This is a genomic window from Massilia sp. CT11-137, assembly GCF_047302885.1.
Lineage (GTDB): Bacteria > Pseudomonadota > Gammaproteobacteria > Burkholderiales > Burkholderiaceae_D > Telluria > Telluria orientalis.
This window is the reverse complement of the sequence record NZ_JBKYMP010000001.1, coordinates 579,532-598,507: the sequence shown is the minus strand read 5'-3', so window position 1 is coordinate 598,507 and position 18,976 is coordinate 579,532. Positions and strand designations below refer to the sequence as shown.

General features: G+C 65.8%; 13 protein-coding genes. 5 read left to right on the top strand and 8 right to left on the bottom strand.

The genetic code is table 11. The annotated features are described in order from the left end of the window. Positions 1-35: 35 nt before the first annotated feature. Complete coding sequence (locus ACEN98_RS02730; RefSeq protein ID WP_413381239.1) at positions 36-929, bottom strand: hypothetical protein; 894 nt, start codon at positions 927-929, stop codon at positions 36-38. 153 nt (positions 930-1,082) lie between these two features. Here ACEN98_RS02730 and ACEN98_RS02725 point away from each other — a divergent pair, with 153 nt between their 5' ends. Together ACEN98_RS02725 and ACEN98_RS02720 are read left to right on the top strand one after the other, a co-directional pair. Then, complete coding sequence (locus ACEN98_RS02725; protein ID WP_413381237.1) at positions 1,083-2,828, top strand: ClcB-like voltage-gated chloride channel protein; 1,746 nt, start codon at positions 1,083-1,085, stop codon at positions 2,826-2,828. Between the two features lie 130 nt (positions 2,829-2,958). Beyond that, positions 2,959-4,494 carry a glycoside hydrolase family 28 protein gene (locus tag ACEN98_RS02720; protein WP_413381235.1) on the top strand — a complete coding sequence of 512 codons (1,536 nt, stop codon included), beginning with the start codon at positions 2,959-2,961 and terminating at the stop codon, positions 4,492-4,494. 1 nt (position 4,495) lies between these two features. On the opposite strand, the gene ACEN98_RS02715 is transcribed toward ACEN98_RS02720, so the two are convergent. Together ACEN98_RS02715 and ssb are read right to left on the bottom strand one after the other, a co-directional pair. Then, a complete protein-coding gene (locus ACEN98_RS02715; RefSeq protein WP_413381233.1) occupies positions 4,496-5,173 on the bottom strand; it encodes a methyl-accepting chemotaxis protein in 678 nt (225 codons plus the stop codon). Between the two features lie 343 nt (positions 5,174-5,516). Then, positions 5,517-6,017 (bottom strand): single-stranded DNA-binding protein, encoded by a 501-nt coding sequence (gene ssb / locus ACEN98_RS02710; RefSeq protein WP_105380070.1) that lies wholly within the window; start codon positions 6,015-6,017, stop codon positions 5,517-5,519. Between the two features lie 470 nt (positions 6,018-6,487). Here ssb and uvrA point away from each other — a divergent pair, with 470 nt between their 5' ends. Then, positions 6,488-9,334 (top strand): excinuclease ABC subunit UvrA, encoded by a 2,847-nt coding sequence (gene uvrA, locus ACEN98_RS02705; RefSeq protein ID WP_413381230.1) that lies wholly within the window; start codon positions 6,488-6,490, stop codon positions 9,332-9,334. A gap of 112 nt (positions 9,335-9,446) precedes the next feature. On the opposite strand, the gene ACEN98_RS02700 is transcribed toward uvrA, so the two are convergent. From ACEN98_RS02700 to ACEN98_RS02690, 3 genes are read right to left on the bottom strand one after another with little or no spacing between them, the layout of a single operon-like run. Then, positions 9,447-10,658 (bottom strand): cyanophycinase, encoded by a 1,212-nt coding sequence (locus ACEN98_RS02700; RefSeq protein ID WP_413381228.1) that lies wholly within the window; start codon positions 10,656-10,658, stop codon positions 9,447-9,449. Position 10,659: 1 nt separating this feature from the next. Further along, entirely contained in the window at positions 10,660-13,410 is a 2,751-nt protein-coding gene (locus ACEN98_RS02695) for a TonB-dependent receptor (RefSeq protein ID WP_413381226.1), read from the bottom strand. A 33-nt stretch (positions 13,411-13,443) separates the two neighbouring features. Further along, complete coding sequence (locus ACEN98_RS02690; protein WP_413381224.1) at positions 13,444-14,373, bottom strand: MurR/RpiR family transcriptional regulator; 930 nt, start codon at positions 14,371-14,373, stop codon at positions 13,444-13,446. A 152-nt stretch (positions 14,374-14,525) separates the two neighbouring features. On the opposite strand from ACEN98_RS02690, the gene ACEN98_RS02685 reads away from it, so the two are divergent. Together ACEN98_RS02685 and ACEN98_RS02680 are read left to right on the top strand one after the other, a co-directional pair. Beyond that, a complete protein-coding gene (locus ACEN98_RS02685; protein WP_413381222.1) occupies positions 14,526-15,644 on the top strand; it encodes a succinylglutamate desuccinylase/aspartoacylase family protein in 1,119 nt (372 codons plus the stop codon). A gap of 1 nt (position 15,645) precedes the next feature. Beyond that, on the top strand, positions 15,646-17,028 hold the full coding sequence (locus tag ACEN98_RS02680) for a YfcC family protein (RefSeq protein WP_413381220.1): 1,383 nt from the start codon (positions 15,646-15,648) through the stop codon (positions 17,026-17,028). A gap of 21 nt (positions 17,029-17,049) precedes the next feature. Here the strand turns inward: ACEN98_RS02680 and ACEN98_RS02675 are convergent, their stop codons facing one another. Together ACEN98_RS02675 and ACEN98_RS02670 are read right to left on the bottom strand one after the other, a co-directional pair. After that, positions 17,050-18,618 carry a GH39 family glycosyl hydrolase gene (locus tag ACEN98_RS02675; RefSeq protein WP_413381218.1) on the bottom strand — a complete coding sequence of 523 codons (1,569 nt, stop codon included), beginning with the start codon at positions 18,616-18,618 and terminating at the stop codon, positions 17,050-17,052. A 2-nt stretch (positions 18,619-18,620) separates the two neighbouring features. Next, the gene (locus ACEN98_RS02670; RefSeq protein ID WP_413381216.1) at positions 18,621-18,860 is read right to left on the bottom strand and encodes a DUF2256 domain-containing protein; all 240 of its coding nucleotides are present in this window, start codon (positions 18,858-18,860) and stop codon (positions 18,621-18,623) included. Positions 18,861-18,976: the final 116 nt, after the last annotated feature.

Here is an 18,976-nt window from a genome sequence, read left to right as displayed (position 1 = left end):
CGAACGAGGATACGGCATGTCGACACCCGGCCGCGCTATGGCCGGCCGCGACGCGAAATCCGCAGGATGCGGTTCGCATAGTAGTCGGACACATACAGGGCGCCGTCCGGACCGAATACGAAGCCAGTCCCGCTCGACGGGCCGGGCACGAAGCCAGTCCCGATCGTCATCGCCTTTCCTCCAGGCGTGAAGCGTAGCAGCGTGGTGCCGCTCAGAACGTACAGCGGCCCCGGCATCGCGGCGCCCGCGATGCCGGGAAAGGCGAGATAGGTATCCAGCCCGGCCAGGCCGGTGGCGAAAGCGTCGTCCACGAGACGGCCATCCGGGCCGTAGATCCGGATCGTACCGTCGGCGAGCGCAACGAAGATCCGGTTGCGCGCATCGATGGCGATGCTGCCGGGACGTGTCGGCGTCTCGAACAGGACGGTCGGCGGGGCTCCGGTAGTGCTCAACACGCGTGGCCGGTCGTCCGAAAAAACCAGGCGCCGGTGACGGTCGAACTTCATGTCGTCGACATCGACGAAGCCGGTGTCGAAGAGGACCGATGACGTCTCGTCGGCATGGATCGCCGCGAGGACGCCGCCACCGCCGACGAGGACCGCAAACCTGTACCCGCCGATGTGCGCGGCGGCGTCGACGAGCACGGCGTCCGGATCGGTCATTGGCGGACCGAACTCCGTCACCGGCTGCCCGCCGGGTCCGACACGATGGATGCGCAGCCCCGGCTGGCGCCCGACATACAGCGAGCCGTCCGGTGCGAACGACAGTTTCATGGGCTCGGGAACATGGGCATACACCGTGACACGGTACGGGGCGGATACGCTCGGCAACGGGGGCTCACGGCCCCATGCATGGCCGGACGCCGCCATGATGATGACGGCAACGAGGATGAGCAGCGGACGGACCAGCCGGAGCAGTGGATACGGCATGAGAGCCTCCAGGTCGAAATGCGCACACGGCGCTGAAGCGATCCTAAGTCGTACCGTCGGCGTCGGGTTGACATCCCTCAAATGCAAATCGCATAACGCGGCGCGCATGCTATAGTTGCCGACCTGGTCCGCGCCGGGCTCCGCCCCCTCGTCATGAATGCTCCTTTGCCCGATCGCCTGCGCACGCGGCTCTCGCTGCTGCTGCGCGCCAATGCCATCCTGCTGTGGGCGGCGCTCGTCGGCTTCGTCGGCGCGCTGGCGACGCTCCTCTTCCGCGACGGTCTCACGCTGCTGCAGGCGCTGCTGTTCGGCCGCAGCGGCTCGTTCGTCGACATCGCGACCGCACTGCCCTGGCAGGCACGCCTGCTGATGCCAAGCGCGGGCGGCCTGCTGGCCGGCTGCGTGCTGGTGCTGGCGCGCCGCCATGCCGGCGGTGCGCGTGCGGACTACATGGAAGTGGTGGCCGTCGGCGACGGCAAGGTGCCGGTGCAGCTTACGCTCGTGAACAGCGTATCGTCGCTGCTGTCGATCGCGTCGGGCGGCTCGATCGGCCGCGAAGGCTCGATGATCCAGCTGGCGGCGATGAGCGCGTCCGTCGTCGGCCGCATCGCCCGTTTCAATACGGAGCGTCTGCGCCTGCTCGTGGCGTGCGGCGCGGCGGCGGGCATCGCCGCGGCCTACAACGCGCCCATCGCCAGCGCGTTCTTCGTCACCGAGATCATCCTGGGGGCCATCACCATGAACAGCCTCGGGCCGATCATGGTCGCCGCCGTCGTCGCCAACATCACCATGCGCCGCCTGCCCGGCTATCATCCGACGTACGAGATGCCCGCGTTCGCGCCCATCGCCAACCTGGAGGTCGTGTGGTTCGTCGCGCTGGGCGTGCTCGCGGGGCTGATCGCGCCGGCCTTCCTGGTCGCGTTGCAGCGCACGCGCGGCAGGTTCGCCAACAGCGGCCTGCCGCTGCCGCTGCGCCTCGCGCTCGGCGGCCTGGGCGTGGGCGCCATCTCCATCTGGGTGCCGCAGGTCTGGGGCAACGGCTACAGCGTCGTGAACGCGCTGCTGCATCAGTCCTGGCTATGGCAGGCCGTTCTCGTGGTCCTCGTCTGCAAGATCGCGGCGACGCTGCTCACCAGCGGCTCCGGCGCCATCGGCGGCATCTTCACGCCCACGCTGTTCGTCGGCGCGGCCGTCGGCCATTTGTTCGCGCTGGTGCCGCAGGCGTTGACGCCGGAAACGGCCGCCGCGCCGGCCGCGTTCGTCGCCGTCGGCATGGGCGCCCTGCTGGCCGCTGCCACGAGCGCGCCGCTGATGGCGATCCTGATGATCTTCGAGATGACGCTCAGCTATGCGTTGATGCTGCCGCTGATGCTGGCCTGCGTCGTCGCCTTTGCCGTCGCGCGTGCCGTGAACGGGCCGTCGATGTACGAGATCACGGCGCGCCGCGCGGCCGACGAGCAGGAACGCGAACGCCTGCGCGCGATCCGGATGCAGGAACTGATCCGCCCCGCCGACACCGTCCTGCCGCTCGATGCCTCCATCGCGCAGGCCGCCGCGCTGTTTCGCCAGCACCCTGTGAAATACGTCTACCTCGTCGACGCCGCCCGGCGCTACCGCGGCGTGGTGGCGCTGCACGACGTGGCCGCGCTGTACGAGCGGGACGAAACATCCTCCCGCACCTGCGCCGACATCGCCCGGCCCGACGCCCTGCCCGTCGTCACCGCCGACATGGGCCTGGACGACGCGCTGCGCCAGTTCATGCGCCACTTCGGCGAGCGGCTGCCGGCCGTGCGCAGCGCGCTCGACCCCGAGCTGCTCGGGGCCGTGCACAAGACGGATGTGCTGGATGCGTATGTCAGGCTGAATCGGGCGCCGCTGGGGACGCAGGTGGAGGCATAAACTGCTTGCAGATATATTGTGAGATCGATAACATCGAGAGATTACCCACTCTTCCGCGTATCGGTCCATGAGCACACTTACCCGCCGTCGTTTGCTTGGTTCAGCCGCCCGACTGGCGGCCTCGCTTCCCATGCTGTCCGCCTTCGGCAACGCGCAGGCGCAAGCCGCGGCGCGCCACGACGTGCGCGACTACGGTGCCCGCGGCGACGGCAAGACGGTCGATTCCGGCGCCATCAACGCCGCCATCGAGGCGGCGGCCAGGGCGGGTGGCGGCACCGTGCATGTCCCGCCCGGGCGCTACCTGTCCGCATCGATCCGGCTGCGCAGCCGCGTCACGCTGCATCTGGAGGCGGGCGCGGTGATCGAAGCGGTGGACTGGAAGGTCGCGCCGTACGACCTGCCGGAACCGAATGCCGCGGGCGGCAACTACCAGGACTTCGGCCACAGCCACTGGAAGAACAGCCTGATCTGGGGCATCGGCCTGGACAGCGTTGCGATCACCGGCACCGGCCACATCGATGGCAAGGGACTGAACCCGGGCTACCGGAAGCTGCCCGACGGGAACATCCGCTACGACGCGGACGGCGGGCCGGGCGAAGGCAACAAGGCGATCTCGCTACGCGAATGCAATAACGTCCTGCTGCGCGACTTCGGCATCTTGAGAGGGGGCCATTTCGGACTCCTGGCGACCGGATGCAGCAACGTGACGGTCGATAATCTGCGCATCGATACCAATCGCGACGGCATGGACATCGATTGCTGCAGCAACGTGCGTATTTCCAGGTGCAGCGTCAATTCGCCCTGGGACGACGGCATCTGCCTGAAGGCGTCGTATGCACTGGGCCGGATCGCGGCCTGCGACAACATCACCATTTCGGATTGTTACGTGGCCGGGAATTTCGACGTCGGCACGCTGCTGGACGGGACGTTCAAGCGCAGCGCGCCCGAGTACCACTCGAGCCGCGTCGGGCGGATCAAGCTGGGCACGGAATCGAATGGCGACTTCAGGAACATCACGATCACCAACTGCATCTTCGACGATTGCCGCGGCCTCGCCATCGAAAGCGTGGACGGTTCGCACATCGAAGACCTCACGATTTCCAACATCACCATGCGCAAGGTGGCCAACGATCCGATCTTCATCTGCCTCGGCGCGCGCCTGCGTGGGCCGGATGCGCCGCCGGTCGGGACCATCCGGCGCGTCAACATCAGCAACATCGTCGTCTCGGGCGCCCAACCGGGTTTTACCAGCACGATCAGCGGCCTGCCCGGTCATCCGGTCGAGGACATCCACCTGTCGAACCTGCGCTTGCACGTCGAAGGCGGCGGCACGGCCATGCTGCGCGACGTGGTCCCGCTGGAAAAGCCGACAGCGTATCCCGAGCCGGGCTTGTTCGGCCCGTGCCCGGCCTATGGCCTGTACGTGCGCCATGCGGCCGGCATCGACGTCGGCCACGTCACGGTGACGTATGCGCAGCCCGAGGCGCGCGCCGCCTTCGTGCTGGAGGATGTACGGGACGCCGTCTTCAGCGCGGTCAATGCCCAGCCGGGCAGCGGCGGCGCGGCGCTGTTCGACCTGCGGTCGGTGACGGACTTCACGGTGCGCGACGCGCGCAGGGTCAAGGACCAGCACGTTCCCGGCACCGTGCAGCGCCAGCGCATCTGATTCAGTAGGCGAGCGAACCCTCCAGCGCGGTCTGCACCAGCGCATCGATCTCGCCGGTGATGTTGGTCATGGTGCTCGCGACCACGGCGAACTCCCTGCCGACGTCGCCGGCGCGCGCAGCAACGACCTGGGCATTGAAGGCGACCATGCGCGCCTGCCGCGCGATGGTCTTGATGTCCCCCATCAATTCCTGCATCTGCCTGCGCTGCAGCAGGGCATGGCGCTTGGACTGTTCCTCGTACACGAGGGTCAGCGCATTGAGCACGGTGAGCAGCGGCGTCGCGCTGCGCACCAGCTCATCGAGCAGCGCGGGCGCGCGCCGCGACGTCGTGCCGATGGCGTCCAGCGTACTCTCGGCCAGTGCGATGAAGTCGCGGATGATCTGGTCGCCCCGCATCGTGCCGAAATACGCGTCGCGCAGTTGCTGGCAAAAGATGCCCGGCAAACCCTGCTTGCCCTGCACGAGCGTGACATGCGCGTCCCGGAAGGCCGCCAGCGTGTCGCGGGCAGTCTTGTCCGCGCCGTCATGGCCGAGTGACGCCAGCACGGAATACAGCACCACCCGCTGTGACGTGAAACGGCGCCGGCCGGACAGGTTGATCAGGGCGCCGAACACGTCGCCGGACAGTTTGACGTCGGGCTGGACGGTGGATACGGCGGGGAGAGTTTCTGCGTGCATGCTGGGCTCCGATCGGGTGGGCCGCCGGCGGCGGCTGATGCAGTAGCTGATGCAGGTTTTATGCCAGCGAGATTCGTGGCGGCTGTAGTTACATGCACTAACTTGAATCAAACTCTGGGGACGATTTGCACCCGGGGCGTGAGACAGCCCACATATTGGGCAGGCTCGCCCGTTTGTTCACGATTTTTTCTTGTTCACGTAACGTGAACGCACTGAAAAGATGAACGCTCAAGACCTGTGCGGCGCAATCAGGCACACATTGGTAACCCATCGGCATGTACAAAGAAAAAGCCCGCTGTTCTTCCGAAGAGCGGGCTTTCATCAGTGGACAACGAGGTCGCGCTTAGAACGGGATATCGTCATCCATATCCGAGAAGTTCGGTGCCGGTTTCGGCTGCGGACGTGCGGCCGGGGCCGGCGGGGCCTGGCGCGGTGCCGGGCGGCTCGGCGGGGCATCGTAGCCGCCCATGTCGTCGCCACCACCATAGCTGTCGCCGCCGCCCATGCCCTGGCGGCCGCCCAGCATCTGCATGTTTTCAGCGATGATGTCGGTGGCGTAGCGCTCGATGCCGTCCTTGTCGGTGTACTTGCGGGTCTGCAGGCGGCCTTCCACGTAGACCGACGAACCCTTCTTGAGGTACTGGCCGACGATTTCGGCGAGGCGGCCGAAGAACGAGATGCGGTGCCACTCGGTCAGCTCTTTCTGCTCGCCGGTGTTCTTGTCCTTCGATTTGTAGGACGTGGCCACCGCGATGTTGGCGATGGCGTCGCCGCTCGGCATGTAGCGGATTTCCGGATCGCGGCCGAGATTGCCGACGATGATGACCTTGTTAACTGATGCCATTTTGTAAAGCTCCTTTGGATGATCCCTGACTCTGCATGAAGACTAAGCGTGAGGGAAACTGTTGATATTGCGTCCGCTATTATGCTGGTCAGTTGCCTCATAAAGCAACTGGTTCCGCACTGACCGGACCCCCGGGTTGCAGCACCCGATCAGACCTCGTAGATGGGGCCAAAGTGCCCATTTTGGAAGAGATACGCATCAATAGGATCACCGAAAATTTTTTCTGTTTTCTGGCGAGTCTGCCATTGAATTGCCCCGCTCCCGGACCACATACGACACGCGCACGTTATACCGGAACGGCAGATCTTGACAGGTCGTCATATCATGCTGTTAAGCCTCGCAGACTTTTTCGAGGGCCGGCATACCACTGTAAATAAAAACAGGTAAACTAGTGCGCTTTCCCGTTCGGCCCGCTCACCTGTGCCATTCGTGCGCCGGCCCCGCAACCATTCGAAAGCCTTCAAACAACAATGGAAGAAATCCGTATCCGCGGCGCCCGCACGCACAATCTCAAGAACATCAACCTCGACCTGCCGCGCAACAAGCTGATCGTGATCACCGGCCTGTCGGGTTCCGGTAAGTCGTCGCTCGCCTTCGACACGCTGTATGCCGAGGGCCAGCGCCGCTACGTCGAATCGCTGTCGGCCTATGCGCGCCAGTTCCTGCAGCTGATGGAAAAGCCGGACGTCGACATGATCGAGGGCCTGTCGCCCGCCATCTCCATCGAGCAGAAGGCGACGTCGCACAACCCGCGCTCGACCGTCGGCACCGTCACCGAGATCCACGACTACCTGCGCCTGCTGTACGCGCGCGTCGGCACGCCCTACTGCCCGGATCACCCGGAAGAGCCGCTGGCCGCGCAGACCGTGTCGCAGATGGTCGATGCCGTGCTGGGCATGCCGGAAGGGACCAAGCTGATGATCCTGGCGCCCGTCGTGGCGAACCGCAAGGGCGAGCACGGCGACCTGTTCGAGGCGATGCAGGCGCAGGGCTTCGTCCGCTTCCGCATCCAGAGCGGCACGCACGCAGCGAAGATCTACGACGTGGACGACCTGCCGAAACTCAAGAAGACGGAAAAGCACACGATCGACGTCGTCATCGACCGCATCAAGGTGAATGCCGAGATCAAGCAGCGCCTGGCCGAAAGCTTCGAGACCGCGCTGCGCATCGCGGACGGCCGCGCCGTCGCGTACGAGATGGACACGGAGAAGGAGCACATCTACTCGAACAAGTTCGCGTGCAACGTCTGCGGCTATTCGCTGCAGGAGCTGGAGCCGCGCCTGTTCTCCTTCAATAACCCGATGGGCGCCTGCCAGGAATGCGATGGCCTGGGCCATATCGAGTTCTTCGATCCGAAGCGCATCGTCGCGTTCCCGAACCTGTCGCTGGCGTCCGGCGCCGTGAAGGGCTGGGATCGCCGCAACCAGTTCTACTACCAGATGCTGACGAGCCTCGCGTCGCACTACGGCTTCGACCTCGACAAGCCGTTCGAGCAGCTGCCGAAGTCCGCGCAGGACGTCGTGCTGTTCGGCTCCGGCAAGACGTCGGTGCCGTTCGCGTACGTGAACGAGCGTGGCCGCACGGTGATGCGCGAGCACACGTTCGAAGGCGTCGTCAACAACCTGCAGCGCCGCTACCGCGAGACGGATTCGATGGCGGTGAAGGAAGAGCTGGCGAAGTTCATCAACGAGAAGGAGTGCCCGTCGTGCGGCGGCGCGCGCCTGCGCACGGAAGCGCGCTACGTCAAGATCGGCGCTGGCCGCCAGCAGCGCGCCATCTATGAAGTCGCGAAGACGCCGCTGCGCGACTGCCTGACCTATTTCGACGACCTGAAACTGACGGGCGCGAAGAAGGACATCGCCGAGCGCGTGATCAAGGAAATCGTCGCGCGCCTGAAATTCCTGAACGACGTGGGCCTCGACTACCTGTCGCTGGACCGCAGCGCCGACACCCTGTCGGGCGGCGAAGCGCAGCGCATCCGCCTCGCGTCGCAGATCGGTTCCGGCCTGACGGGCGTGATGTACGTGCTCGACGAGCCGTCGATCGGCCTGCACCAGCGCGACAACGACCGCCTGATCGCCACGCTGAAGCACCTGCGCGACATCGGCAACAGCGTGCTCGTGGTGGAACACGACGAGGATGCGATCCGCACGGCGGACTACATCGTCGACATGGGTCCGGGCGCGGGCGTGCACGGCGGCGCCGTGATCGCCGAAGGCTCGCTCAAGGACATCATGAAGAGCAAGGAGTCGCTGACGGCGGCTTACCTGTCGGGCAAGAAGAAGATCCACGTGCCGAAGAAGCGCACGCAGGCCGACCCGGACCGCCAGCTCGTCATCACGGGCGCGACCGGCAACAACCTGAAAAACGTGTCGCTGGAGCTGCCGGTAGGCCTGCTGACCTGCGTGACGGGCGTGTCGGGTTCCGGCAAGTCGACGCTCGTGAACGATACGCTGTACCCGGCCCTGTCGCGCCACCTGTACGGTTCGCAGACGGAACCGGCGCCGCACGAGGCGATCCACGGCCTGGAACACTTCGACAAGGTGATCTCGGTCGACCAGGCGCCGATCGGCCGCACGCCGCGTTCGAACCCGGCCACGTACACGGGCGTGTTCACGCCGATCCGCGACCTGTTCGCGACGGTGCCGACCGCGAAGGAGCGTGGCTACTCGGCCGGCCGCTTCTCGTTCAACGTGAAGGGCGGCCGCTGCGAGGCGTGCCAGGGCGATGGCGTGATCAAGGTCGAGATGCACTTCCTGCCGGACGTGTACGTGCCTTGCGACGTCTGCCACGGCAAGCGCTACAACCGCGAGACGCTGGAAGTCCAGTACAAGGGCAAGAACATCACCGAAGTGCTGGACATGACGGTCGAGGATGCGCACGAGTTCTTCAAGCCGGTGCCGGTCATCGCCCGCAAGCTGCACACGCTGCTGGACGTGGGCCTCGGCTACATCAAGCTGGGCCAGAGCGCGACCACCTTGTCGGGCGGCGAGGCGCAGCGCGTGAAACTGTCGCTGGAACTGTCCAAGCGCGATACCGGCCGCACGCTGTACATCCTCGACGAGCCGACGACCGGCCTGCACTTCGCCGACATCGACCTGCTGCTGAAGGTGATCCACCGCCTGCGCGACCAGGGCAACACGCTCGTCATCATCGAGCACAACCTGGACGTCATCAAGACGGCGGACTGGATCGTGGACCTGGGTCCGGAAGGCGGCGCGGGCGGCGGCACGATCGTCGCGCACGGCACGCCGGAAGACGTGGCCGACAATCCGAACAGCGTGACCGGCAAATACTTGAAACCGCTGCTCAAGTAACCCACGTCGTCCCCGCGCAGGCGGGGACCCAATCTTGCATGCAAGCCTGTGGCGTCAGGCTAACACTGCGCACGTGACTTGGGTTCCCGCCTGCGCGGGAACGACAGTCTTGCTACTCCACCGTATAAAACGGCTGGTGCACCCGCACCGGCCGCACGTCCATCCGGATCCGGTAGATCGAATACGCATCCTCGCGGTTCGTCACGTATTCCGCGCTGTCCGGCACACGCGTGAACGTGAACTCGAACCCGCGGTCCGGCGACTGGCTGTCCGGCCCTTCGAACGCCACGCCGACGGCCCGCTGCAGATCGCTGTCCACCAGTTTCTCGAGCAGGTCCGCGACCGCCGTGTTGCCGAGGATGTCCGTATAAAAGATCGGCGCGCGGTGCTCGACGTACTGCCGGTCCACGGGCTCCTTGCCCGGTCCCGGCGTGTACGTCCGCGTGGCCAGGTTGAACCGGTCGCCGCTGTCCAGGTAGCTGATGCGCGCATTGGCGAGATTGAATCCCGGCTTCGATTTGTCCGTCGTGGCCCCGGCCAGATCGAGCACGAGCGCGCCGCGGTAGCCGATCACCGTCACGTCGCGCGACGGTCCCACGACGGCCGCCGTGTTCTCGTCGATGCCCAGTCCCAGCGTATAACCCTTGGCCAGCATCGCGGGCAGCATGCGGCCGAAGCGGCCGCGCGCGAGCAGGTGCTGGTCGACGAAGACGTCGCCGCCGATGAAGCCCAGGCCCGGCGCCACGTCCTTGCCGTCCGCCACGCCGTTCTTCAGCACGGGCATCACTTCCAGCGGCGGGTCGTAGAACATGGTGCTGCTCATGATGGCCGCACCGGCGCTCGTGCCCGCGATGACGCCGCCGCGCCGGTACAGCGCCCACAACGCGTCCAGCACGGCCGTGTTGCTGCCGTCCGCACGCCGCAGCGAACCCGTGATGCGGGCTTGATCTCCGCCCGTGAAGAACGCGCCGCCGGCCTTGCGGATCGCCTCGGCCAGCGCGGGATCGTCCGCGGCCTTGCGCACGTCCGTCCCGGCGAGCATGGGCGCGACCGGGACGACGAACGCGCGCGCGCCGTAGCGGTTCAGCGCGTCCACCGTGAGCTGGGCTTCCTTCGCGGGCGTCTGCGCGGCCGTCGGGAGCACGGCGATGCGCGCGCCCTTCCCGCCCGCCAGCGCGACGATCTTCTCCCACACCTCGGCGTTGTTGACGCGCAGGCCGCCGCCGATGATGACCAGCGATCCTTTCGGCTGCCCGGCGTCGGCCGCCATCACCGCGCCGGCGCATACCGCCAGCGCCAGCGCGACACCCAGTTTCTTCAGCATGTCAGCGGAACGAGTAGTTCACGCTCACGAACGCGCTGCGGCCGCGCGGGTCCGTGTAGCTCGGGTCGTACCCCGCCAGGAAGAACCAGGCCTGGTTCGAGAACGGCGGATCCGCATTGAACATGTTCAGGACGCCCGCGCGCACCTTGAGCTGCTTGCTGATCGTCCAGCTGCCCGTCAGGTCCCACAGCGAGTAGTACTTCACGTGGTTCGGCGCCAGCAGCGTGTCCGTGTACGGGTCGTAGGTCGTGTTCTGGTCCGTGTAGCCCATCGAGTACTGGTTCGCCAGCGTGAGCGTGACCGGGCCGTTGTCCCACTCGAAGTTCACGCGGTGGCGCCACTTCTGGATCGCCTGGTCGTTCAGGAACACGCCCAGGTTCGTACGGAACGGCTCCTGCGGACCGAACTGGCGGTCGTAATGCAGGATCAGCGTGCCGGACAGGTTGACGCCGAAGCGGCCCCACGGTCCGCGCTCGCTGCGCCAGTCGCCGGCGATGTCGAAGCCCGACGTCCTGAGCTTGCCCTGGTTTTCCTTCATCAGGAGGATGTTCGAGATGAAGCCGTCCTCGTCGCGCTGGATGTACTTGCCGTTGTACGCTGCCGGGTTTTCGATGATGACCTGTTCGCCCAGGGTGCTGATCACGTCGCGCTTCTCGATGTTCCAGTAGTCGATCGAGAGGCTCGTGCGCTTGACCGGTTCGAACACGACGCCCAGCGAGAACTCGCGCGATTTTTCCGGCTTCAGGTCCGGGTTCGAGCGGCGTTCCACGTTCCACTGGTCGGTACACGTGTCGATGCTGCCTTCCTGCTTCACGCACTGCGGGTCGGTCAGGATGCCGGCCGTCGTGCCGAAGATCGTCGGGCGCTTCAGGTCCGACAGCGACGGCGCGCGGAAGCCCGTGCCCGCGGACGCGCGCACCAGCAGCGACTGCATCGGCTGCCAACGCAGGCCGATCTTCGGATTGGTCGTGTTGCCCACTTCGCTGTAGTGGTCGTAGCGCACCGCGAACTGCATCTCGAGTTCCTTGGTGAACGGCGCGACCACCTCGGTGAACACGGACGCCACTTTTCTCGTGTTGTCCGCCGTCTCGACGTCGGCCAGCTCGCCGGCCGGGATCGTGCTGTCGCGGTCGCCCTGGATGTTATTCGAGCGCAGCAGGTCCGACGGCCTGAACGTCTGGTGTTCGTGGCGCAGTTCGCCGCCGACCGCCAGCGCCAGGTCGCCGCCGGCCAGCGTCGTCAGGGAGCGCGACATCTTGCCGTCGAGGGAAGTCGACACGCCCTTCGCATTGCGTGCTTCGTCGTTGACCCGGATCTTGTTGATGAGGTCCCGGCCGGCCTGCGACGATGGCCCGAACGGATTGATCGCGCCCGAACGCACGCCGGCCTCGAACTGGTCGTACAGGAAGTAGCCGTCGACGTACTTGTCGATGGCCTTGTTCTCGGCGCGGCCCAGCGCCACGTCGTAGTCCCAGCCGCCCAGGGTGCCCGTGGCACCCAGCAGCAGGCGCTGGCCGGTACTCGTCACGTCGTTGGTGCGGTTGCCCGCTTCCGCCATCCGGTAGCGGATCCGGTTGACCGTGGCGGGCAGGCCGGGCGCCGACAGCGCGTTGCGGTATGCCTCCGGCAGGATGCTGACGGGCAGGTTGCGCAGGGTCGACACCGGGTTCGGCGACAGCACGTATTTGGTCTTGGCCTGCGTCTGCACCAGCTCCGCGAACAACTGGTTGTCCGGATCGAGCTGGAAGGTCGCGCGGCCGATGAAGCCGATCTTGCGCGAGTCCGGATAAATCTCCGTATCTTCCATGTAGTCGTAGCTGCAGCCGGCCACGCCGCCCGGCCCCTTCTCGGCATACACGGTGGCGGGCGGATTGCACTTCGGCGCGCTCGGGTTGACGCGGCTCGCGCGGCTGCCGGCCGGCAGCAGGCCCGCGCCGATCAGGGCGGCACGCTGCGCGGCCGAGATGTCGATATTGGCCGGGAAGGTGTTGCTGGACATCTGCGCCGGCAGCGTCGTCGCGAGCGGATGCTCGGAGATGAAGCGGCGCTGGCCGGAACGCAGGCGGTCGAGCTGCTGGATGTCGAGCACGCCGAACACGTTGAAGCGGTCGGTGGTCAAATCGCCCGTGCCGCCGCTGAGGCTCAGCGTCTTCTTGCCCGCCCCGCCCTGCTGCGTGCCCGCGGCCGACGCGGCCAGGTCGATGCCCGTGTAGTCCTTGCGCGTGATGAAGTTGATCACACCGCCGATGGCGTCGGTCCCGTAGATCGCCGATGCGCCATCCTTCAGCACCTCGACGCGCTGGATCGCGCCGGCCGGGATGTTGTTCAGGTCGACGCCCGAGTTGTCGCCGGGCGACGCGAAGTTGGCGAGACGGCGGCCGTTCAGCAGGATCAGCGTGGACGACACGCCGAGGCCGCGCAGGTTGGCGCCGTTCAGGCCGCGCTGACCGGACGTGCCGTCCGTGATGCTCGGGCCGTCCGTCACCGGCGCCGTGTTCGCGCTGATGTTCTTGACCAGTTCCGCGGCCGTGGTCGCGCCCATCTTCTCGATGTCCTCGCGCGAGATCAGCTGCACGGGCAGCGCGGTCTCGGTGTCGATGCGCTTGATCGACGAGCCGGTGATCTCCACGCGGTGCATCTTCGGTTCGTCCGCCTGCGTCTGCGTTTGCGCGGTGGCGTGCTGCGACGTCAAGACGGCGACGGTCGCCGCCAGTATGGTCGGTTGCAGGGCTCTCGAAATGTGCTTGGTCATGCGGTGCTCTCCCTCTTGGTGTCTTGTGGTGACTCAGGTTTTTTTGACGAGCTTGCGAATCTGGTGTTCACCGTAGAGATACGCGGCGATCGCCTCGGTGTGGCGGGCCGCCTTGGCCACGTTGGCTTTATTGGACGTCATCAGCGACACGGCCAGCGCCTCGATGACGGCCAGCGCGGCGCTCGAACTGCTGGGCAGCACCGGGTGCGTGCTGTGCGCGTACAGCACGTGGTGACCCAGTTCGGCGAGCGGCGACGCCGGCGAATCGGTGATGGAGACGATGGTCGCGCCGGCATCGCGCGCGAACCGGGTCAACGACGCGGCGTCCAGCGTGTAGCGCGGCAGCGAGATCACGACCAGCACGTCCTTGTCGGTGATGGTCGCGAGGTGACTGGCCGCGACTTCCGTGCCGCCGCTCGCCGCCGCTTCGACGACGTGGCGGCAGAACGGCTGCAAGTGCATCGCGAGCGCGCCCGCGAGGAACGACGATAGGCCGAACCCCAGCACGTACACGGTGCGCGCCTTGGTGAGCACGGCGCCGACGCGGTCGATCTGCGTGCCGGACAGCGCGCGGCTCGTGGCCGTGATGGACGCTTCCGCATAACCCAGGCTTTCCAGCGCCGGCGACGCCTTGGCCGCACGGCGGGCGATCGTGCTGCGCAGCTTTTCGACGGGCTGCAGTACCGACTGCAGCGTCTCCGCCACCGCGCCGCGCATCGCCGCGTAGTTCTTGAAACCGAGGTCGCGCGCAAAGCGGCTGATGGTCGCCGTCGACACGGCGCACGCGTCGGCCAGTTCCTCGATGCCGAGCGCCGTCACGCGCACCTGGTTGCGCAGCACGTAATCCGCGATCGCTCGGTTCGACGCCGAGCCTTCCGCCAGCACCCGCAGCAGCGACTGGCCGAGCGAAGATTCGGCGAAACCGATGTCGGGCGAAGCGCTGGACGGGACGGCAGAAGTCATGTGACCGGATGTCAATGAGTTAATGTTTTTTAATGTAAAACAGTTACAGCGCCCAACTCAACAACATTTTGAAAATAATCTTTCATCGATTTACGTTGTGTAAAAATTCATACATAATCGGCCGCAGACCCGCCGCCAGGAGACCCGTCCGCATGCATACGAAGACCCATCCGATCGCGACCGAACCGGGCGTCGCCAGCTACCAGCTCACGTCGTACCACTACGGCAGCGCGGGCAGCGGCGGCAAGGTCTATATCCAGGCGTCGCTGCACGCGGATGAGGTGCCCGCGATGCTCGTCGCGCACGTCCTGCGGCGCGAACTGGAACAACTCGATGCGGCGGGACGCATCCGCGGCGAAGTGATCCTCGTCCCCGCCGCGAATCCGATCGGGCTGTCGCAAATCGTGCACGGCACGCCGTTCGGACGCTTCGACCTGGGCACAGGTACCAATTTCAACCGCGCCTTCCGCCACGTCGCCGACGAATTGAAAGACACGCTGGCTGGCCGGCTCGGGCCGGATGCGGCCGCGAACGTGGCCGCGATCCGCGCCGGGGCACGCGCCGCCGTCGAGCGGTGGATGCCTCAAGACGCAACGCAGGTGCTGAAAAAGACACTGCTGGAGATGGCGATCGACGCCGACATCGTGCTCGATCTGCATTGCGACAACGAGGCGCTGCTGCACGTCTATACCGGTCCCGCGCTGGCGGACCGCGTGGCACCGCTGGCGACGCTGCTCGGCGCGCGCGCCTATCTGCTGTCCGCCGGTTCGGGTGGCGAGCCGTTCGACGAGGCGTGCAGCCGGCTGTGGTGGGACCTGGCCGCGCATTTCGGACCGTCGATCCCGATTCCGCCCGCCTGCGCCGCCGTCACGGTCGAACTGCGCGGCGAGATGGACGTGCGCTACGATTACGCGGAGCAGGATGCGCGGGCGCTGCTGCAGTTCCTCGCGCGCGAAGGCATCGTCGACATCCCCTCGGCCCCCCTGCCCGCGCCGCGGTGCGCGGCGTCGCCGCTGGAAGCCGTCGAGCCCCTGCACGCGCCGCAGACGGGGGTGCTCGTGTTCCTGAAGGCGCTGGGCGACGAGGTGAAGGCGGGCGAGGCCGTCGCCGACATCGTCAACCCGGTCACCGGCGACACGGCGACCGTGCATGCGAGCCGCGACGGCCTGCTGTTCGCGAGCACCGCACACCGCCACCTGCTGCGTGGGATGCACATCTGTAAGATCGCGGGGACGACGCCCTTCCGTTCGGGTTCACTTTTAAGCCAATAACATGCGCCTGCGAATCCCCAATACCTTCGTGCTGCTGTTCGCCATCCTCGCACTGATCGCGCTCGCGACGTGGTTCATCCCCGGCGGGAAGTACGACACGCACCTCGTGAACGGCAAGCAGCTCATCGACCCGGCCTCGTTCCACTATGTCGAGAGCGCGCCCCAAGGCCTCGTTGCGCTGATGAAGGCGCCCATCAAGGGCTTCGTGGAGGCGGCGCAGATCATCGGCTTCGTGCTGGTCGTCGGCGGCGCGTTCGCCGTCGTGCAGAAGACCGACGCGATCGACACGGGCATCCGCTCGATCGCCCGCATGCACGAGCACTCGGCGCTCGTGCGCGCGGCGCTGATTCCCGTCTTCGTCACCCTGTTCTCGCTGGGCGGCGCCACGTTCGGCATGAACGAGGAGGCGATCCCGTTCGTGCTGATCTTCGTGCCGCTCGCGCTGGCGCTCGGCTACGACACCATCACCGGCGTGTCGATCCCCTTCCTCGGTTCGCAGGCCGGCTTCGGCGCCGCCTTCCTCAATCCGTTCAACGTCGGCATCGCGCAGGGCATCGCGGGCGTGCCCGTGTTTTCGGGGATCGGGTATCGCCTGATCGTGTGGGTGGCGACGACGACTGTCACGATCCTGTTCCTGATGTGGTACGCGGCGCGCGTGAAGCAGAACCCGACATTGAGCCCGACCTACGTGCTGGACCAGACGCGGCGCCAGGAACAGCCGGCGCACATTGGCCTCGACCGCATGACGGGCCGGCACAAGGCGGTGCTGGCGATCTTCGCGCTGTCGCTGGCGGCGATGGTGATCGGCGTGGTGAAATTCGACTGGTACATCGACGAGATCGCGGCGCTGTTCTTATCCATGGCGATCGTCGTGGGCATCGTCGGGCGGCTGGGACCCGACAACTGGGTGGCGGCCTTCATGCAGGGCGCGAAGGACCTGGCACCGACGGCGCTCGTGATCGCGATCGCGCGCGGCACGATGATCCTCGCGCGCGACGCCCACATCATCGACACGATGCTGCACGGGCTGATGCCGCTCGTGCAGTCGAGCCATCCCGTGTTCGCGGCGCAGAAGATGTACCTGATCCAGTCGGTGATCAACTTCTTCATCCACTCGGGCACGGGCCAGGCCGCGCTGACGATGCCGATCATGGCGCCGCTCGCGGACCTGGTGGGCGTGACGCGCCAGACCGCGATCCTCGCTTTTCAACTCGGAGAATTGTCGACGCCGATGATCCCGACGTCCGGCATCACGGTCGGCGTGCTCGCGCTCGCGCGCGTGCCGTGGATCACGTGGGCCAGGTGGATGATCCCGCTACAGCTGATCTATCTCGTGCTGGCCCTCGTGCTGCTCATACCCCCCTGCCTGATGCAGTGGGGCTGAGCCGCGCAGTACCAGGTCAGGTTACTTCGCGATCTTCACCAGCACCACGTCGTTCACGCGCATCGGCACCTGCACGTTCGCGGTGCCGTTCGCCGCGACCTTCACGGTGCGCGTCTCGGGCTTGTCCACCGTCAGCGCCTGCAGCTTCGCGAGCTGGTCGGCCGCCAGGGTTTTCGGCTTGCCCATCTCGATGTAGGCCGTGTACGCGTCATTGGCCTTGAAGCCCGTGCGGTACACCTGGACGTTATACGTGCCCGGCTTCATGCCCTTCAGCGACAGCGTCAAAGGCGTGGCGTTCTTCGTCGGCTGGACGGCGCCGAAGAACGGGCGGTTGGTCTTCTTGCCCATGTCCGGCGTCTGGAAGTCCCATGCCAGCACCTGCACACCGTTCGCGTCCTTCGTCACCCAGCTTTGCTTGTCGGTGGTCTGCACCTGCTGGTCGCCCAGCTCGTGCATGTACTTGTAGGCGAACCAGGCCGGTTTGCGGATGCCCTGCGGGTTCATCAGGCCGAAGCCGCCTTCGAACGGCGCGGTCGGCGGACCCGGTTCTTCGAACAGGTCCGTATAGGTCCAGTAGCTCATGCCCTGCGCGATGCCTTCCGTCGCCTTCAGCTTCGAGAGGATGTAGGCGGCACTGATGTACGAATCGTGCACGAGGTCGCGCGGGTTGTAGCTCGTGCTCCATTCCGTGAAATACAGCGGCAGCTTGGGCAGGTACGACGCTTCGATCTCCTTGCGGACCTTGCGCACGTCGCCGACGATGCCGTCCGGCGACGGCGACAGCTTCTGGTCGCCCTGGCCGTTCTCGTCCAGGAAGCCGCCGTCCACGCCGTACGTGTGCGTGGCGATGAAGTCGACCGCGGCGCCGCTCTTCTGCGTGTGCGCGAGGAATTCCGGCACCCAGGCCGCACCGGCCGTCGCCGGACCGCCCACGCGCAGCGTCGGGTCGATCGCCTTGATGGTCTTCGCGGTCACGTCATACAGGTCGAAGTAGGCCTTCTGGTCGGCCTTTTCCCAGAAACCGTCCAGGTTCGGCTCGTTCCAGACTTCGAAGAACCAGGTGCGCACTTCTTCCTTGCCGTAGCGCTGCTGCACGTGGCGCACGAAGGCGTCGACGAGGCCGGCCCACAGTTCCGGTTTCGGGTGCGAGGTATTGCCCTTCCAGTAGAAGATGCTGTTATCCGACGTCTTCATCGCTTCCGGCGTGAAGCCCAGCTCGACGAACGGCTTGATGCCCATGCCCAGCAGCTTGTCGTACAGGTAGTCGATCTTCGTCCAGTTGTACACGGGCTTGCCGTCGACGACCTTGAACGTGCCCAGCACGTCGTGGAAGATGCCGTGGAAGCGGATGTAGCGGAAGCCCAGCTCATCCTTCGCGATCTTCAACTGGGCCAGGCTGTCGTCGCGGATCAGCGTGCCCGGGTAATCGGAACCCACCGACAGGTCGGCGGCATGGTCGCGCGCGACGGTCGGCGCCTTCGCATCGATGACGATCTGGCGCGCGGCGTCGGCGGCCATGGCCGGCAATGCGAATGGGGTGGTGAAAGCCAGCGCCAGAGCGGCGCGCAGCACGGTGCGGCGTTGTCTCATGTCTATTGTCCTTTTACGTCGAAGCTCGCTTCTATCCACAATGTTTGCGCTAACAGTGCGAGTTGACGACAGGATAGTGGATATGCGTGATTTAGTAAAATCAAAAACGAAATGATTTCGCGTAAGTCGATGGGTTTATTTCGTGACGGAGGCGATGCGCGGCGGCAGCACTCGGAACAGTATTTCACCTGGTCCCAGTCGCGCTTCCACCGAGCGCCCGCGTCGAAGTCGGTTAGTTGCAATATTTCCGACTAGTACGACACGATGAGCCAATGAAAAAAGGACAGGCCACCAGACCTGTCCTTTTCCATTTTGTCGCGGCCGCATCGTCGTGTGTGCGGCCGTCGTCTCCTCGCCT

Bases quoted from the DNA above. Each gene is read 5' to 3' on its own strand.
- ACEN98_RS02695 (WP_413381226.1), bottom strand. From the start codon at position 13,410: ATGACCAAGCACATTTCGAGAGCCCTGCAACCGACCATACTGGCGGCG.
- ACEN98_RS02700 (WP_413381228.1), bottom strand. From the start codon at position 10,658: ATGCTGAAGAAACTGGGTGTCGCGCTGGCGCTGGCGGTATGCGCCGGC.
- ACEN98_RS02720 (WP_413381235.1), top strand. From the start codon at position 2,959: ATGCTGTCCGCCTTCGGCAACGCGCAGGCGCAAGCCGCGGCGCGCCAC.
- ACEN98_RS02690 (WP_413381224.1), bottom strand. From the start codon at position 14,373: ATGACTTCTGCCGTCCCGTCCAGCGCTTCGCCCGACATCGGTTTCGCC.
- ACEN98_RS02675 (WP_413381218.1), bottom strand. From the start codon at position 18,618: ATGAGACAACGCCGCACCGTGCTGCGCGCCGCTCTGGCGCTGGCTTTC.
- ACEN98_RS02715 (WP_413381233.1), bottom strand. From the start codon at position 5,173: ATGCACGCAGAAACTCTCCCCGCCGTATCCACCGTCCAGCCCGACGTC.
- ACEN98_RS02725 (WP_413381237.1), top strand. From the start codon at position 1,083: ATGAATGCTCCTTTGCCCGATCGCCTGCGCACGCGGCTCTCGCTGCTG.
- ssb (WP_105380070.1), bottom strand. From the start codon at position 6,017: ATGGCATCAGTTAACAAGGTCATCATCGTCGGCAATCTCGGCCGCGAT.
- ACEN98_RS02730 (WP_413381239.1), bottom strand. From the start codon at position 929: ATGCCGTATCCACTGCTCCGGCTGGTCCGTCCGCTGCTCATCCTCGTT.
- uvrA (WP_413381230.1), top strand. From the start codon at position 6,488: ATGGAAGAAATCCGTATCCGCGGCGCCCGCACGCACAATCTCAAGAAC.
- ACEN98_RS02685 (WP_413381222.1), top strand. From the start codon at position 14,526: ATGCATACGAAGACCCATCCGATCGCGACCGAACCGGGCGTCGCCAGC.
- ACEN98_RS02680 (WP_413381220.1), top strand. From the start codon at position 15,646: ATGCGCCTGCGAATCCCCAATACCTTCGTGCTGCTGTTCGCCATCCTC.